This window comes from Enterocloster lavalensis (genome assembly GCF_046603895.1).
Taxonomy (GTDB): Bacteria; Bacillota; Clostridia; order Lachnospirales; family Lachnospiraceae; genus Enterocloster; species Enterocloster lavalensis.
On record NZ_CP176637.1, the window covers coordinates 4,003,855 to 4,019,959 of the forward strand.

The 16,105-nt window shown below is 58.1% G+C and carries 12 protein-coding genes; all 12 read left to right on the plus strand.

All coding sequences use genetic code 11. The features are described from left to right. Window positions 1-14 precede the first annotated feature (14 nt). The 12 genes from rpoC to ACK2JC_RS17975 all read left to right on the plus strand — a co-directional run bounded on the left by rpoC (window position 15) and on the right by ACK2JC_RS17975 (window position 16,097). Window positions 15-3,743: a DNA-directed RNA polymerase subunit beta' gene (gene rpoC, locus ACK2JC_RS17920; protein WP_107434298.1), complete on the plus strand. Its 3,729-nt coding sequence runs from the start codon at window positions 15-17 to the stop codon at window positions 3,741-3,743. Window positions 3,744-3,965: 222 nt separating this feature from the next. Next, window positions 3,966-4,742, plus strand: a complete 777-nt coding sequence (locus ACK2JC_RS17925; protein WP_092368265.1) for an IclR family transcriptional regulator — start codon at window positions 3,966-3,968, stop codon at window positions 4,740-4,742. A gap of 330 nt (window positions 4,743-5,072) precedes the next feature. Continuing rightward, window positions 5,073-6,038, plus strand: coding sequence for a threonine/serine dehydratase (locus tag ACK2JC_RS17930; RefSeq protein ID WP_118756515.1), 966 nt, complete (start codon window positions 5,073-5,075; stop codon window positions 6,036-6,038). A gap of 11 nt (window positions 6,039-6,049) precedes the next feature. After that, complete coding sequence (locus tag ACK2JC_RS17935) at window positions 6,050-7,282, plus strand: MFS transporter (protein ID WP_092368259.1); 1,233 nt, start codon at window positions 6,050-6,052, stop codon at window positions 7,280-7,282. Between the two features lie 29 nt (window positions 7,283-7,311). After that, on the plus strand, window positions 7,312-8,454 hold the full coding sequence (locus ACK2JC_RS17940; RefSeq protein ID WP_368271790.1) for a Glu/Leu/Phe/Val dehydrogenase dimerization domain-containing protein: 1,143 nt from the start codon (window positions 7,312-7,314) through the stop codon (window positions 8,452-8,454). A gap of 18 nt (window positions 8,455-8,472) precedes the next feature. Further along, window positions 8,473-8,682, plus strand: a complete 210-nt coding sequence (locus tag ACK2JC_RS17945) for a 4Fe-4S binding protein (protein WP_092368256.1) — start codon at window positions 8,473-8,475, stop codon at window positions 8,680-8,682. A gap of 5 nt (window positions 8,683-8,687) precedes the next feature. After that, window positions 8,688-9,758: a 3-methyl-2-oxobutanoate dehydrogenase subunit VorB gene (gene vorB, locus ACK2JC_RS17950; RefSeq protein ID WP_107434300.1), complete on the plus strand. Its 1,071-nt coding sequence runs from the start codon at window positions 8,688-8,690 to the stop codon at window positions 9,756-9,758. Continuing rightward, window positions 9,751-10,491, plus strand: coding sequence for a thiamine pyrophosphate-dependent enzyme (locus ACK2JC_RS17955; RefSeq protein ID WP_320938263.1), 741 nt, complete (start codon window positions 9,751-9,753; stop codon window positions 10,489-10,491). The genes vorB and ACK2JC_RS17955 overlap by 8 nt, the downstream gene beginning before the upstream one ends. Further along, entirely contained in the window at window positions 10,484-11,035 is a 552-nt protein-coding gene (locus ACK2JC_RS17960) for a 2-oxoacid:acceptor oxidoreductase family protein (protein ID WP_118756513.1), read from the plus strand. Before ACK2JC_RS17955 ends, ACK2JC_RS17960 begins: the two co-directional genes overlap by 8 nt. Next, window positions 11,035-13,122, plus strand: a complete 2,088-nt coding sequence (locus tag ACK2JC_RS17965; protein ID WP_320938262.1) for an acetate--CoA ligase family protein — start codon at window positions 11,035-11,037, stop codon at window positions 13,120-13,122. Before ACK2JC_RS17960 ends, ACK2JC_RS17965 begins: the two co-directional genes overlap by 1 nt. Window positions 13,123-13,327: 205 nt before the next feature. Next, on the plus strand, window positions 13,328-14,899 hold the full coding sequence (locus ACK2JC_RS17970) for a VWA-like domain-containing protein (RefSeq protein ID WP_320938261.1): 1,572 nt from the start codon (window positions 13,328-13,330) through the stop codon (window positions 14,897-14,899). After that, the gene (locus tag ACK2JC_RS17975; RefSeq protein ID WP_320938260.1) at window positions 14,877-16,097 is read left to right on the plus strand and encodes an ATP-binding protein; all 1,221 of its coding nucleotides are present in this window, start codon (window positions 14,877-14,879) and stop codon (window positions 16,095-16,097) included. The genes ACK2JC_RS17970 and ACK2JC_RS17975 overlap by 23 nt, the downstream gene beginning before the upstream one ends. Window positions 16,098-16,105: the final 8 nt, after the last annotated feature.

Here is a 16,105-nt window from a genome sequence, read left to right on the forward strand (position 1 = left end):
AGGGAGTATAGCTCATGCCGGAAACTAATGAAACTTATCATCCGATGACATTTGATGCGATAAAGATTGGCCTGGCCTCCCCCGACAAGATTCTGGAGTGGTCTCACGGCGAGGTGAAAAAGCCGGAGACCATCAACTACAGAACCTTAAAGCCGGAGAAGGACGGTCTGTTCTGTGAGCGGATCTTCGGACCCAGCAAGGACTGGGAGTGTCATTGTGGTAAATACAAGAAGATTCGTTACAAAGGTGTTATCTGCGACCGATGCGGCGTAGAGGTGACGAAGGCAAGCGTGCGCCGTGAGCGCATGGGCCACATCAAGCTGGCGGCTCCCGTCTCCCATATCTGGTATTTTAAGGGAATTCCCAGCCGGATGGGACTGATTCTGGATATTTCTCCCAGAACCCTGGAGAAGGTCCTGTACTTCGCTTCCTATATCGTTTTGGATCCCGGTTCCACCAGCCTGCAGTATAAGCAGGTGCTCTCCGAGAAGGAGTACCGGGAAGAGGTGGAGAAATACGGCGGTACCGGCGGCTTCCGCGTGGGAATGGGCGCCGAGGCGGTTCAGGAACTGCTTCGGGCCATCAACCTGGAGAAGGATTCCGCTGATCTGCGCAAGGCGTTAAACGACGCCACCGGGCAGAAGCGGGCGCGTATCATCAAGCGCCTGGAGGTTGTGGAGGCGTTCTTAAACTCCGGCAACCGTCCGGAGTGGATGATCATGGACGTGATCCCTGTGATCCCGCCGGATATCCGCCCCATGGTTCAGCTGGACGGCGGCCGTTTCGCCACCTCCGATCTGAATGATCTGTACAGAAGAATTATCAACCGCAACAACCGTCTGGCAAGACTTCTGGAGTTAGGCGCTCCGGACATCATCGTCCGCAATGAGAAGCGCATGCTGCAGGAGGCTGTGGACGCGCTGATCGACAACGGCCGCCGTGGCAGACCCGTCACCGGCCCCGGAAACCGTGCGTTAAAGTCCCTCTCCGACATGTTAAAGGGTAAACAGGGACGTTTCCGCCAGAACCTTCTGGGCAAGCGTGTGGACTATTCCGGACGTTCCGTTATCGTGGTTGGACCCGAGCTTAAGATTTACCAGTGCGGACTTCCAAAGGAGATGGCCATCGAGCTGTTCAAGCCCTTCGTGATGAAGGAGCTGGTGTCCAACGGAACCGCTCACAATATCAAAAATGCAAAGAAGATGGTGGAGCGCCTTCAGTCCGAGGTTTGGGATGTGCTGGAGGACGTAATCAAAGAGCATCCGGTGATGTTAAACCGTGCTCCTACGCTGCACAGACTGGGCATCCAGGCGTTCGAGCCCATTCTGGTAGAGGGTAAGGCCATCAAGCTGCATCCCCTGGTTTGTACCGCGTTCAACGCGGACTTCGACGGCGACCAGATGGCGGTTCATCTGCCTCTGTCCGTGGAGGCCCAGGCGGAGTGCCGTTTCCTGCTGCTGAGCCCCAACAACCTGTTAAAGCCCTCCGACGGCGGCCCCGTGGCCGTTCCGTCCCAGGATATGGTTCTGGGTATCTATTACCTGACCCAGGAGCGTCCGGGAGCCGTGGGCGAAGGCATGCTGTTTAAGAGCGTGAACGAAGCCATCCTGGCTTATGAGAATAAAGCCGCCACCCTGCATTCCAGAGTCAAGGTGCGCGTGAGCAAGACCATGCCCGACGGCACCGTGAAAACCGGTATCATTGAGTCCACCATCGGACGTTTCATTTTCAATGAGATCATTCCGCAGGATCTGGGCTTTGTGGACCGCAGCGTGCCGGAGAACGAGCTGAAGCTGGAAGTTGACTTCCACGTGGCGAAGAAGCAGTTAAAGCAGATTCTGGAAAAGGTAATCAACGTCCACGGCGCAACCCAGACGGCCGTGACCCTGGACGACATCAAGGCCATCGGTTACAAGTATTCCACCCGTGCGGCCATGACCGTTTCCATTTCCGATATGACCGTGCCTGAGAGCAAACCCAAGCTGATCGAGGACGCCCAGGCGACCGTGGACCGCATCGCAAAGAACTACCGCCGCGGTCTGATCACCGAGGAAGAGCGCTACAAAGAGGTTATCGAGACCTGGAAGAACACGGATGACCAGTTGACCCACGACCTGCTGACCGGCTTGGATAAGTACAACAACATCTACATGATGGCTGACTCCGGAGCCCGTGGTTCCGACAAGCAGATCAAACAGCTGGCCGGCATGCGAGGCCTGATGGCCGATACGACGGGTCATACCATCGAGCTGCCCATCAAGTCCAACTTCCGTGAAGGTCTGGACGTACTGGAGTACTTCATCTCCGCTCACGGAGCGCGTAAAGGTCTGTCCGATACGGCTCTGCGTACCGCCGACTCAGGATACCTGACCAGACGTCTGGTAGACGTTTCCCAGGACCTGATCATCCGCGAGGTGGACTGCTGCGAGGGCAGGGATATCCCCTTCATGGAGATCAAATCCTTTATGGACGGCAACGAGGTGATCGAGGAGCTGGAAGAGCGTATCACCGGCCGCTATATCGCCGAGACCATCACCGACCCGGATACCGGCGAGGTTGTGGTGAAGGCCAACCACATGGTGACCCCCAAGCGGGCGGCCGCCGTGATGAAGGTGTTAAACAAGACCGGACGCAAGTCCGTTAAGATTCGTACCGTGCTGAGCTGTAAGTCCCACATCGGCGTGTGCGCGAAGTGCTACGGAGCCAACATGGCTACCGGTCAGCCCGTGCAGGTCGGCGAGGCGGTCGGCATCATCGCCGCTCAGTCCATCGGTGAGCCCGGAACCCAGCTGACCATGCGTACGTTCCATACCGGCGGCGTGGCCGGCGGCGATATCACACAGGGTCTTCCCCGTGTAGAGGAGCTGTTTGAGGCGCGTAAGCCCAAGGGCCTGGCGATCATCACCGAGTTCGGCGGCACCGTGACCATCAAGGACACCAAGAAGAAGCGCGAGATCACTGTGACCAACGAGGCGGACGGAAACTCCAAGACCTATCTGATCCCCTACGGGTCCAGAATCAAGGTTATGGACGGGCAGGTGCTGGAGGCCGGCGACGAGCTGACCGAAGGTAGCGTGAACCCCCACGACATTTTGAAGATCAAGGGCGTCCGCGCCGTGCAGGATTACATGATCCAGGAAGTACAGCGAGTATACCGTTTACAGGGCGTGGAGATCAACGATAAGCATATCGAGATGATCGTTCACCAGATGTTAAAGAAGGTGAAGCTGGAGGAGAGCGGCGACAGCGACGTGCTGCCGGGCGTTTCCATGGATGTGCTGGACTACAACGAGATGAACGAGGCTCTGATCGCCGAGGGCAAGAAGCCCGCCGAGGGCAAGCAGGTTATGCTGGGTATCACCAAGGCATCCCTTGCGACGGATTCCTTCCTGTCTGCGGCGTCCTTCCAGGAGACCACCAAGGTTCTGACCGAGGCGGCCATCAACGGCAAGATCGACCACCTGATCGGTCTGAAGGAGAACGTCATCATCGGTAAGCCCATCCCGGCCGGTACCGGCATGAAGCGTTACCGCAAGGTGAAGCTGGACACCGAGCTGATCGCCGAGGAGGAGATCGTACTCTCTGAGGACGACGACCTGACGGCGGAGGAGCCGGATGAGAACAGCGCTATCAACGAGGACAACGTGGCCGAGGAAGTGCTGGACATCGACGATATGGAAGGCGAGGATGACGAGATCGCGTTGGACGAGATGGACGAGGTTGGAGACGGAAGCGAAGCGTAATCGGCGTTTCGGGTCTGTTTGATAAAAATGAATGAGAGGCGGCCTGCGTAAGCGGGCCGCTTTTTTCAGGCAGACTTGTGAGGGGCGGGAGCGGACGGAGCGGGTCGCGGCGCGGTTTTAAGATGTGTTTGACAAAGAAAATGCCGCCCCATATAATGGGTATTAAAGTGCAGGCCGTTTTCGGAGGCTGATGATTTACAGGAATTGGAAGGGGAGAGAGCCATGTATACTAAAGACAAAACCGGGATTGTGATGGTGGGCAGGGCCATGGAGATTCTGGACTATCTGGCGGGGAAGGACAAGCCGGTGGGAATTTCGGAGATGGCCAAGGATTTGAGCCTGCCTAAGGCTACGGTGTTCCGTCTGTTAAATTCGCTGGAGGAGTGGAACGCGGTGGAGTGCTCGGAGAACGAGGGCTATCAGCTGGGCTGCTTTCTGATCAAGCTGGGGCGCAGCGCCAGCAAGGACCTGCACCTGATCGACATCTGCAAGCCGTATATGGATCGGATTATGAAGGAAGTGGATGAAAATGTGAACCTGGCCATCGAGTATGAGAACGCCATGCTCTCGATCTACAGCACGTATTCCAACAGCTCGGTGCTGTCCATCAAGACCATTCCCATTTCACCGATGTACTGTTCTGCAATCGGGAAGGCGGCGCTGGCGTATTATGACGATGAGAAATTGGCGGCGTATTTTAAGAGGCAGGATTTGAGGAAACGGACGGCTAAGACGATTATTACCAGGGAGGCTTTTGAGAAGGAGCGGGAACGGATACGGGAGAGCGGACTTGCGTATGACGACGAGGAGTACGAGGAAGGGCTGTTCTGTATGGCGACGCCGCTGTTTAACGCGGAGGGAGCGGTGGTGGCCTGTATCAGCGTTTCGGGCGGGTATGGGCGGATGATGGCGAAGAAGGAGAAGGTTGCGGAGGTGTTGAGGCAGGCGAAGGAGTTTATTGAGATTTATACGGAGAGTATGGATCGGTTTGAGTTGTGAGGCGGAAGGGGGACGCCCATGGCGGGGGAGGGGGATGCGCAAGCCTGCGATCCCCCTCCCCCGCCATGGGCTGGCGTTTCCGGGAGTGAGGTGTAGGGTGGGAAAAATGGGGGATGGGTTTGATGAAAATTTAGGGGTTGAGGGTTGGGGCTCGTTAGATGGAATAGAAAAGATGGAACTTATAATGGGTTCCGTCTTTTTTTGTGCATTTTAGAAGGGGAAGGTTGTAATTCGTGCAAATTTCTGTTGACATTTTAAAAGTGGGGAATTATAATACACGTAAGAAATGAAACGGCGTTTCAAAAATTATAAAAACTTTGGAGGGTACAAATGCTGAAAGTTGAAATGAAGGACATTGTGGAGGCGTATGGCAGGATTCGGAATTATGTGCAGAAGACGCCGCTGATCTATTCGCCGGAGACTTCCGAGCGGACGGGCAGCGAGGTGTGGTTTAAGATGGAGAATCTGCAGCCCATCGGGGCGTACAAGCTGCGGGGGGCTATGAACAACATTCTGGGCATGAGCGACGAGGACTTGAAGTGCGGGGTGGTGGCGGCCTCCGCGGGTAATCACTCCCAGGCGGTGGCTTACGCGGCTAAGTTAAAGGGCGTTTCCGCGGTGGTGTGCGTGCCGGAATCCACGCCTATGAACAAGCGCTATGGGGCGATCAAGCACGGGGCCAGGCTGGTGGTGTACGGGCCGAATTATGAGGACGCGGAGAACCGGGCTCATGAGATCGAGGCTGAGGAGGGCAGAAAGTTTGTCCACGCCTATGAGTCCAATGAGACCATTGCGGGGCAGGGGACCGTGGCCATCGAGTCACTGCTGGAGAAGGGGGATTTCGACGCGATTCTGGTGCCCACCGGGGGAGGCGGACTGCTGTGCGGAGTTGCGATTGCGGCCAAGGCCATGAACCCGGACATCAAGGTGTACGGCCTTCAGACCAACACCTCCGCTCCCTGGGATAAATCCTTCCACGAGCGGAAGCTGAACAACGACTGTCCCTTCCTGCCCACCTGCGCCGACGGCCTGGAGGGAGCCATCACCTGGCCCAACGTGGAGCTGGCGCTGACCTGCGTGGACGACATTTTCGTGGTGGACGAGGAGAGCACCCGGGAGGGTATCAAGTGGATGGCCCAGAAGCATCACTATATGATCGAGGGCGCATCCGCAACCTGTCTGGCCGCTCTGTTTGAGGATCACCAGGAGTTAAAGGGCAAGAAGGTGCTGTGCATCATTACCGGGGGTAATATTGATCTGGACAAATTCTGTGAAATCTGTGAAAAGGATTATTGAGGGGGAAAATTATGAGTCAGAAAAGCAATCTTAAAAAATATGTGGCGGTGTTCGTGCTTTCCATGATTTCGAGCTCGCTGTATCTTTTGCCTTATGTGAAATATGTGTTTTACGACGCGCTGCTGGTGGGACTTAACGCCACCAACGCCCAGCTGGGCGAACTTCTGAGCGTTTACGCCATTGTCTGCGCCATCGGTTATATCCCCGGCGGCTGGGTGGCGGACCGGTTCTCGGCCAAGAAGATTATCATTATCTCCACGCTGGTTACCGGAGCGCTGAATATTATTCTGGCCTTTGTGATGAATTTCCAGATGGCGATGGTGATCTGGGCGCTGCTGGGACTTTCCACCAGCTTTGCTTACTGGGGCGCTTCCATCAAGGCCATCCGCATGCTGGGCGATTCCAGCGAGCAGGGACGGCTGTACGGCTTTTTCCAGAGCTTTGAGGGATTGATGAACACGGTGTCCGCCTTTGTGGCCATGGGTATTTTTACATATTTTGCCTCTCAGGTGGCGGGACTGAAATACACCCTGATTTTCTACGGATTCATGTGCCTTTTGGCCGCGGTGCTGCTGTATTTTGTATACGATGAGAAGAGCTCCGTGGACGACGGGGAGGAAGAGGACAAGATCGAGCTCAAGGACATCGGGCGTGTGCTGAAAATGCCTCAGACCTGGATTCTGGCCTTTACGCTGTTCTCCATTTACGCCGTGTACTCCGGTTCCACCCTGCTGACCCCGTACCTGACGGACGTGATCGGAATCAGCGTGGGAGCCGCAAGCATTATCGCCATTTTCAGAACCTATATCGCCAGATTCCTGTTCTGTCCGGTGGGCGGATTTATCTCCGACAAGACGGGGCAGGTGGCAAAGACCATTTTGGCCGTCGCCATTCTCTCGGGAATCTCCATCGCCTGCTTCTTCCTGATCTCCGGTTCCACTCCGGTGGCGCTGGTGCTGACGGTGGTGATGGTCAGCGCGGCCCTGATCTATATGAACTACGGCATCATGTGGTCCATTTCCGAGGAAGTGAAGATTCCGCGCCACCTGTACGGGACCGCGGTGGGCGTGGCTTCCATTATCGGATATCTGCCGGATTCCTTTATGCACACCATTTTCGGAAACTGGCTGGATCAGTACGGAGCGGACGGCTACCGGTACATTTTCATGTTCCTGATCGGCCTGTGCGTGATTTCCGTGATCACCTGTGTGATCGCCATGCAGTTTAAGCGGAAAAACGCCTGAGTGCGGGGGAAAACGGGAGGAGAGAAGGATTGAAACCTTATTTGTGCATTGAATGGAACGATACGGAGTCCGAGGCCATGGGCTGGCTGGTGATTCACAATTTTGTCAACGGCTACACGGGCGGCGGGATCCGCATGCACCCGGCTGTGACCCGGGAGGAGGTGCTGCGCCTGGCGGAGTGCATGGCCTACAAGTACAAGGCCGGCGAGTCCCGGTTCTGCGGCGGCTGCAAGGGCGGGATCGCCTACGACAGCCGGCGGCCGGACGCCGGGGAGGTGCTCAGGCGGTATATCATCGCCATGATGCCATACATCCGCACGGGAGTGTCCCTTGGAGGGGATTACGGCACCCGCTACGGGGATATCCTTAAGATTTTCTCGGAGTTTGGGCTGGATATGCCCATGACGAAATCCATGCGGGCGGACCCGAAGATTATGGAAAACATGGAGGCTTACAACCGGCTGTTGGATGAGACGGTTTACGGACGCCCGCTGAACGATGTGATCGCAGGCTACGGGGTTGCGTGCAGCGCGGACGAGGCATTTGCCGCGCTGGCGCCCGGCCGGAAGGCGGACGTGGTGATCCAGGGAATGGGCCGGGTGGCCTTCGGCTGCGCCAGCCGCCTGGCCGAGCTGGGACACCGGATCGTGGGAATGGCGGATTCGCAGGTGTTTGTGCACAGTGCGCAGGGGCTGGACGTGGAGGCGTTGTACCGGATGAAGCGGGAATGCCGGGTGCTGGACCGGGACGGGCTGCCGGAGGGCTGGGAAACCTATCCCACCGAAGCCTGCGTGGCGGCGGAGTGCGACGTGCTGATACCCGCGGCCCTGGCCAACACGGTGAACGGGGACAACGCGGCGTCGGTCAAAGCCGGTCTGGTGGTGGAGGCGGCCAATATCGCCGTATCGCCGGAGGCGGATGAGATTTTAAAGAAGCGGGGAGTCCGGCTGATCTGTGATTTTACGGCCAATTTGTCGGAGGCATGGCTGTACGACGCGGTTTTCTTCGGCGCGGTGACGCCGGAGCTCTCCAGCGTGCTAGCGGGCGCGGAGGCGCTGTGCAGGAGAAATGCGGCCAAACAGATGCGGTACGCTCTGGAAGATGGAATTTACGCCAGGGAGAGCGCCAGGGAGCTGTTCGAGCCGGATGTGCAGGATTTACCGGAAATATAGAAGGGAAACAAAACGCAGATGACAGAGAGATTATACATAAACGGACAGAGCTGTAAGGGCTGCGGCTACTGTGTGAAGGAATGTCCGAAAAACGCGCTGTCCTTGAGCGGCGCGATCAATGCCAAGGGCTATGCCGTGGTGCAGGTGGACCATGAGGTCTGCATACGCTGCGGGGTATGCTACACGGTGTGCCCGGATTACGTGTTTGAGATCAGGGAGGGGGAGTGAGCGGCATGAGACAATTAATGAAAGGAAACGACGCCATTGCGGAGGCCGCGGTGCGGGCCGGGATGCGGTTTTTCTCCGGCTATCCGATCACGCCCCAGACTGAGATATTGGAGTACCTCTCCAAACGCCTGCCGGAGGTGGGCGGCACATTTGTGCAGACGGAGTCGGAGATTTCCGGCATTTCCATGGTGTACGGTGCCGCTGCCACAGGGTTTCGGACCATGACCAGCTCTTCGGGGCCTGGGTTCAGCCTATTGCAGGAGGGAATCTCCTATATCGCCTCGGCGGAGCTGCCCTGTGTGATCGTGGACGTGATGCGTTACGGCACCGGACTCGGGGATATTTTCCAGGCACAGGGGGACTACCTTCAGGTGGTCAAGAACGGGGGACACGGGGACTACCGCTGTCTGGTGTACGCGCCGTCCTCGGTGCAGGAGGCGGCGGATCTGATGACGCTGGCCTTTGACAAGGCGGAGGAACACCGGAATCCGGTGATTCTGCTGTCGGACGCCTCCATCTCCCAGATGATGGAGCCGGTGGAGCTGCCGGAGATGAGAGAGCACGACCCGGATCAGTACCAGTGGTCCTTGAAGGGGCGCAGGTCGCCGGAGGATTTCCGGCGGGTGACCTCCAACATGTACTACATCGACAATTACGACCGGTATATCCAGGAGAAATACCAGCGGATCGAGGAGCAGGAGCAGCGTTGGCAGGCTGTGGAGACGGAGGACGCGGAGTATGTACTGGTGGCCTACGGCATTTCTTCCAGAATTTGTAAAGAAGCGGTGCGCCTGGGGCGCAGCCAGGGCATCAAGCTGGGGCTGATCCGGCCCATTACCCTGTATCCATACCCGGTGAAAGCCTTTGAGACGTGCCGGAATGCCAAATGCTTTATCTCCTGCGAGCTGACGCCCCTGGCACAGATGGCGGAGGACGTGGCGCTGGCCGAGGGCATGCGGAAGGACGTGTACGCCATCACGGGCGGCATGGAGGTATTTGACTCAAAGGATATTCTGGATGAGGTCGCCAGGATTGCGGCCGGAGAAAAGAAGGCGGTGTATAAGGGCAATGATTAAAACGAAACCACAGACATTGATAGTTGACAATAAATACTGCCCCGGCTGCGGACACGGCGTGATCAACCGCCTGGTGGCGGAGGTGCTGGAAGAGCTGGGGGTGGCGGATCAGACCATCGGGGCCGTGGCCGTTGGCTGCGCCTGCCTGATGATCGACACCTTTGGAATCGACTGGATACAGGCCCAGCACGGAAGGGCGGCGGCGGTGGCGGCGGCCATCAAGCGCTGCCGGCCGGACCGGACGGTTCTCACCTACCAGGGAGACGGCGACGCGCTGGCCATCGGCTTCTCCGAGACCATGTACGCGGCGATCCGCAACGAGAACATTACGGTGATTTTTGTAAATAACACCAACTTCGGCATGACCGGAGGGCAGATGGCTCCCACCACGCTGCCGGGGCAGAAAACCACCACCAGCCCCTACGGGCGGGACTGCGCCGTCACGGGAAATCCCCTGAAAGCCATCGATATGCTGAAAACCCTGGATATCGCCTACGCGGCCAGGGGAGCGGTGACCACGGCGGCAGAGATCGCAAAGACCAAACGGTATATCCGGAACGCCTTTGAGGCCCAGCTAAACGGGGAGGGATACTCCTTTGTGGAGGTCCTGTCTCCCTGCCCCACCAACTGGGGGATGCCCCCGCTGGCAGCCAAGGAGCGGGTGGCCTCCACGATTCAGGAGTATTACCCGGTGGGGGAATTTGTGAAAAGGAGGGAGAAGCGGCATGACTAATCTGGTATGCGCGGGCTTTGGCGGACAGGGCGTTCTGACGGCCGGGCTCATTATCGCCAAGACGGGGATGGACATCGGAAAAAATGTGGTCTGGATTCCCTCCTACGGCTCCGAGATGCGGGGCGGAACGGCCAACTGTAACGTGAAAATCTCAGAGGAGGAGATCGCCAGCCCCTTTATCCGCTCCATCGACGTGCTTCTGGCGTTAAACGAGCCGTCGGTGGACAAATTTCAGGGGAGCATCGCCCCGGGCGGCACGATGATTATTAACAGCAGCATTGTGAAACGGGAGGAGTTCCGGCCGGACATCCATGTGTACGCGGTGGAGGCCACAGGGTTGGCCGCGGAGCTGGAAAATTCCCGGGGAGCCAATATTGTGATGATCGGCGCGTTTTCCAAAACCACCGGCGTGATCGGGGAGACCCAGATGGAGGAGGGCATCGAGAACTTCTTCCTGAGCAAGGGGAAATGCAATCCGAAAAACAGAGAATGCTTCGCAGCCGGTATCCGTTCGGTGCGGGAGCTGCAGAGGGCGGTGGTCTGATGGAGATTGGAGCGTTATTAAAGCCGGATAAGATCTGCGTGATCGGAGCCAGCGAGAAATCGGGGTTCGGCGGGGATACCTGCCGCAACGTGATCGAATACATGAGGGAGGGCAGCTATTATTTTGTCAATCCCAGGCGGGACGAGGTTTTCGGAAAGCCCTGTTACCGGACCGTGGAGGAAGTGCCGGGCAGCTTTGACCTGGCGGTGATCTGTACGCCACAGGGGACGGTGGAGGAGCTGCTTAAGTCCAGCAGGGCCAAGGGCGCAAGGGCCGCGGTGGTGTTTGCCAGCGGCTACAAGGAGATCGGGAGCGCCCAGGGGCGGGAGAACCAGGAGCGGCTGTCCGGGCTGTGCAGAGAGCTGGACATGGCCCTCATGGGGCCGAACTGCGCCGGTTTTGTGAACTATACCGACGGCGTTTATCCCTTCGCCTTTCTCAGCGAGAGCCGGGACCGGAAGGGGGCTGTGGGAGTGGTGTCCCAGAGCGGTCAGATCTGCCTGTCCCTGATGGACAGCCCGGGTATGAGGTTCTCCTACGTGATTTCCTCCGGCAACAGCGCGGTGGTGCGCATGGAGGATTATCTGGAATTTCTGGTTGAGGACGAGAGCACCAAGGTGGTGGCCATGTATCTGGAAGGGGTGCAGAATGTGCCCCAGTTTCTGGATTGCCTGAAGCGGGCGGCCATGAAGCGCAAGCCGGTGGTGATTCTCAAGGCCGGGCGTTCGGAGAAGGGCAGCCGTCTGGCCGCCTCCCATACCGGCAGTCTCTCCGGGGCGGACGCGGTGTTCGACGCGGTGTTCCGTAAATACGGGGTGATCCGGGTGGACGATGTGGAGGAGCTGATGGCCGTGTCCATGATGCTCTCCGTATTACCCGGGCTGCCAAAGCGGCCGGGGATCGCCTCCATGAACCTTTCCGGCGGGGAAACCGGAGTCTGCGCCGACGTGGGCCAGATGTGGGGGATTGAGTACCCGGATTTCCAGGCGGAAACGCTGGAGCGTCTGAGGGAGCAGCTTCCCTCCTACGCCAGCCCGGCCAATCCCCTGGACATGACGGCCACCCTCTCCTATGACGTCCAGGCCTACGCCGGGGCGCTGCGCACGGTGATGAGCGATCCGAATGTGGGTCTGGTGGCCGTCGGGTACACGCTGTTAGAGCGGATTGCGGACCCGGCCATCTGCTACATGACGGAGGCCATCGAGCTGGTGGCCGCGGAGCCGGGGGCCAAACCCATGGTCATGATTCCGTTTTTGGAGAATACCCGAAATGAGGAGTATGCCCGGAGATTGGAGCGCGCCGGGGTTCCGGTGCTGCCGCCCACGGTTTACGCCTTTAAGATTCTTCGGTATCTGGAGGAGTTTGCGGCCTACCGGCCTGAGGAGCTGTGTCTGGATATGACGGCCCCGGCTCCGCGGGAGAGACAGACCAAAACAGCTCTGACCGAGCACGAGAGCAAGGTATTTCTGCGCGGACATGGCATCGAAACGCCCCGGGAGCGGGTGGCGCGGTCTGAGGCGGAGGCGCTGGAAGCCGCCGGGGAGTACGGATATCCGGTGGTTTTGAAGATCGATTCCGGCGATATTATGCACAAGTCGGACGCGGGCTGCGTCAAGGTGGGGATTCAGGACGAAGGGCAGCTGCGGCAGGCTTACGGGGAGATTTTGGATAACGCCAAAGCCTACGATCCCCAGGCGGTAATCGGCGGCGTGCTGGTGCAGGAAATGTTAAAGGCGGGCACGGAAGTGATCATCGGAGTGAACAATGATCCCCAGTTCGGTCCCATGGTGATGTGCGGTCTGGGCGGCGTGTTCGTGGAGATTTTCAAGGATGTGTCCATGGCCATGGCGCCGGTGAGCGAGGCGGAAGCTCTGAAAATGCTGCGTTCCCTGAAGGGATACAAACTGTTTACCGGATACCGCGGAGGAAAGAAGCTGGACGAGCAGGCGGTGGCGGATCTGATCGTGCGGGTATCGCGTATGGCCGCGGATGAGAAGGACTGTCTGGCGGAGTTGGACATTAACCCGGTGTTTGTGTATGAAAAGGGGATTGCGCTGGCGGACGCGCTGGTGTTGAAATATGATTGACGGTTTTTGAGGGATTGAATTGAAACGGATTTTATGGGCAGGGACTTGACAATTTTGATGGAAATTGTCAGGTCCTTGTTTTGTTCCGGGGCGTTTGTTCCGGGCGAGGTAGTCTGCCTGCAAATCTCTTCCCGGGCGCGCTGTCGGGAAACGCCTGGGATGATTATAATGGAAGAAAATAAACGACAGGAGGGGAAGCGGGCCTATGGAAGCGGAGCAGGCGCTGCGGGCGGCGAGGAGCCGGATTTTGAAGCGGATATCATTTCTCTCGCCGGTTCTGGAAGTGGTTGAGTGGAGGGAACAGGACGGGTTTGAGGGGATCGGGACGGACGGGCGGTTCCTGCTGTACGGCAAAGCGTATGTGCGGGAAATCGCGGAGGCTGGCGGGAACGGACGGCTGGAGCGGGAGTATCTCCACGCGGTCTGCCATATCATCTGCCGCCATCCGTCCCAGTGCCCGGGGGACGAGGCGGAGCGGGAATTGTTCGGGATTTGTGCGGATTTGAAGGCGGGGGAGCTGTATTTGCGGTTCCTGGAGTGTGTGAATGGGAGCCGGAAGAGGAAAGATGAACTGAAAATGCCCTGGGACTACTGTAATATGATCGGGCGGAGCCGAACAGAAGGGGCTTATATCAGGGAATTGTACCGGGAAGCGGAAGAAAATGAGGAGAAAAGGCTTGAGCTGGAGGGAATGGTAGGGGTGTTAATGGTGGATGATCACAGGTTTTGGCGGAGGAAGGATGTGGAGGGGCAGAGAAGCGGAATATACGCTGCGGGCAGCCCGGGAGCGTCCCCCGGAGTCCGGCCCGCAGGCAGCCCCGGGGCGTCCCACGGCGCGCAGTCCGCAGACATATCCGGCGTGTCCCCCGGCGCTCATTCTGACCGTCTCTCCCGCGCGCTTGAGGCGATGCAGATTATGGCGGGGCGCCAGATCAGTCTTATGCTGTTTGGCGGCCGGGGTTACGGCAGCGGAAGTCTGGGCGTTTCCTGTTATTACGAGGTAGTGGAGGAAAACCACCGCAGCTACCGGGAGTTTCTGGAGCAGTACCTGGCCCGGGAGGAGGTTTGCCGGGAGGACGACAGCGAGATCGACTATATCTGGTATACCTATGGGATGGAGCGGTGGGGAAACATTGGGCTGGTAGAGTCGTCGGAGATGACGGAGCAGCCTGCGCTGAAACAGATCGCCATTGCCATTGACACCAGCGGCAGCTGTCAGGGGGAGCCGGTGCGGCTCTTTCTGAGGGAGACTGCCAATATCCTCAAGTCCTATGAAAATATGGAACTGGATATCCTTGTTTTCCAGGCGGACAGCGAAATATGCCGGGAAGACCGGATCGCGGACCTGGATGGCCTGGAACGGTACCTGGCGGAGGGAAGGATCGACGGGGGAGGCGGAACGGATTTTATTCCCGTGATCCGTCGTATGGAGGAACTCAACCGGTCCGGGCGGGAAGCGCCGTTTAAACTGCTCATTTATCTCTCCGACGGGATGGGACGGTTCCCGGAACATAAGCCGGAATTCGATGTGGCGTTCGCCTTGGTGGAGTGCGGCTGTTTTGAGCCGGAGCTGCCGGAGTGGGTGATCCCGCTGTATCTCACCGGCGATGAGAAGGCGGGAACAATTCGGCAGGGAAAAGCTGCGGCGGCCGGGAGGCGGGAATGCACGTCGGAACAAGCTGCGGCGGCCGGGAGGCCGGAATGCACGTCGGAAAGCGGCGGGGTGTTGGGGGAGACGAAGGGAGGAGCTTTTGGTGGATTTTTCGGTATCGATTAAGAAGGCCAAAGAAATGATCAAGGAGAGCGTGGCGTGCTATCTGCAAAGGGACGGTGAGGGAAATTTCCTGTTCCCTGTAAAGGAGCAGATGCCCCTGGAACTGGTGGGGCCGCCGGGAGTAGGCAAAACGGAGATCGTGGAGCAGACGGCAAAGGAACTGGGAATCGGGTTCGTCAGCGTGAGCCTTGCCCACCATGTCCGGCAGACCGCCCTGGGCCTGCCGGAGATCGTGGAAATCCCCTTTGGGGGAGGGAAATGCAAGGCCACCCGCTACACCATGAGCGAGATTCTGGCGCCGGTGTACCAGGCGTGTGAGGCGGGGCAGCGGGAGGGGATTCTGCTGGTGGACGAATTCAACACTGCATCCGACAGCCTGATGCCCGCCATGCTGGGCTTCCTGCAATTTAAAGCCCTGGGGGCTCATAAGCTGCCCGAGGGCTGGATTCTGGTGCTCTGCGGTAATCCCAAGCAGTATAACCGCTACGCCCGGGAATTCACCGCCGCCATCCGGGACCGGATCCGCCGCATTGTCATAGAGCCGGACCTGGAGGTGTTTTTGGAGTACAGCATGGAGCAGGGGATTCACCCGGATATTGTGGCGTTTTTGAAAATGCACCCGGACTGCTTTTACCGCTGCGAAAACCAGGGAGATCGGGATGTCATCGTCACACCTCGGGATTGGAGCAACCTGAGCCGGACGCTGGCCGTCTATGAAGGGGCCGGGTTTGCCGTGACAAAGGAGATGGTGGTCCAGTTTGTCAAGGATGGGCACATTACTGCGGAATTTATCAACCATTACCGGACCTATTCCCGGCTCATCGACAGCGGGGACATCGAGCGCATTCTGGCTGGGGAGGGGATCGATAAGCTGGCCCGGAAATACAGCCTGGCCGATTTTGATGTGAAATGGGCTGTGCAGGGAATTCTGATGCGCAACATTGTATACCATTCCGGCTGCCTGAAAGCCGAGGAGCTGTCGCTTTCCGGTCGGGGAGAGGCGGTGGAGGCGGTCAACCGGCAGATTGGCTTTGCGCTGCAATTTATGGAGGCCGCCTACGGCAAGGGAGTGTTGCTGGAGGTTACGTTAAACTATTTATCCCGCAACAATGCCTGCTGGAAGGTGCTCGCTCTGTGCAGGAATCCGGTTTACGTCCGGCTTTCCGGGGAGCTGCTTCTGCTGGGGGAAAAACGGATTTGATGGACAAA

What these genes read in the sequence shown, in the direction of transcription:
- rpoC (WP_107434298.1), top strand. Translation starts at nt 15, where the DNA reads ATGCCGGAAACTAATGAAACTTATCATCCGATGACATTTGATGCGATA.
- ACK2JC_RS17925 (WP_092368265.1), top strand. Translation starts at nt 3,966, where the DNA reads ATGTATACTAAAGACAAAACCGGGATTGTGATGGTGGGCAGGGCCATG.
- ACK2JC_RS17930 (WP_118756515.1), top strand. Translation starts at nt 5,073, where the DNA reads ATGCTGAAAGTTGAAATGAAGGACATTGTGGAGGCGTATGGCAGGATT.
- ACK2JC_RS17935 (WP_092368259.1), top strand. Translation starts at nt 6,050, where the DNA reads ATGAGTCAGAAAAGCAATCTTAAAAAATATGTGGCGGTGTTCGTGCTT.
- ACK2JC_RS17945 (WP_092368256.1), top strand. Translation starts at nt 8,473, where the DNA reads ATGACAGAGAGATTATACATAAACGGACAGAGCTGTAAGGGCTGCGGC.
- vorB (WP_107434300.1), top strand. Translation starts at nt 8,688, where the DNA reads ATGAGACAATTAATGAAAGGAAACGACGCCATTGCGGAGGCCGCGGTG.
- ACK2JC_RS17955 (WP_320938263.1), top strand. Translation starts at nt 9,751, where the DNA reads ATGATTAAAACGAAACCACAGACATTGATAGTTGACAATAAATACTGC.
- ACK2JC_RS17960 (WP_118756513.1), top strand. Translation starts at nt 10,484, where the DNA reads ATGACTAATCTGGTATGCGCGGGCTTTGGCGGACAGGGCGTTCTGACG.
- ACK2JC_RS17965 (WP_320938262.1), top strand. Translation starts at nt 11,035, where the DNA reads ATGGAGATTGGAGCGTTATTAAAGCCGGATAAGATCTGCGTGATCGGA.
- ACK2JC_RS17970 (WP_320938261.1), top strand. Translation starts at nt 13,328, where the DNA reads ATGGAAGCGGAGCAGGCGCTGCGGGCGGCGAGGAGCCGGATTTTGAAG.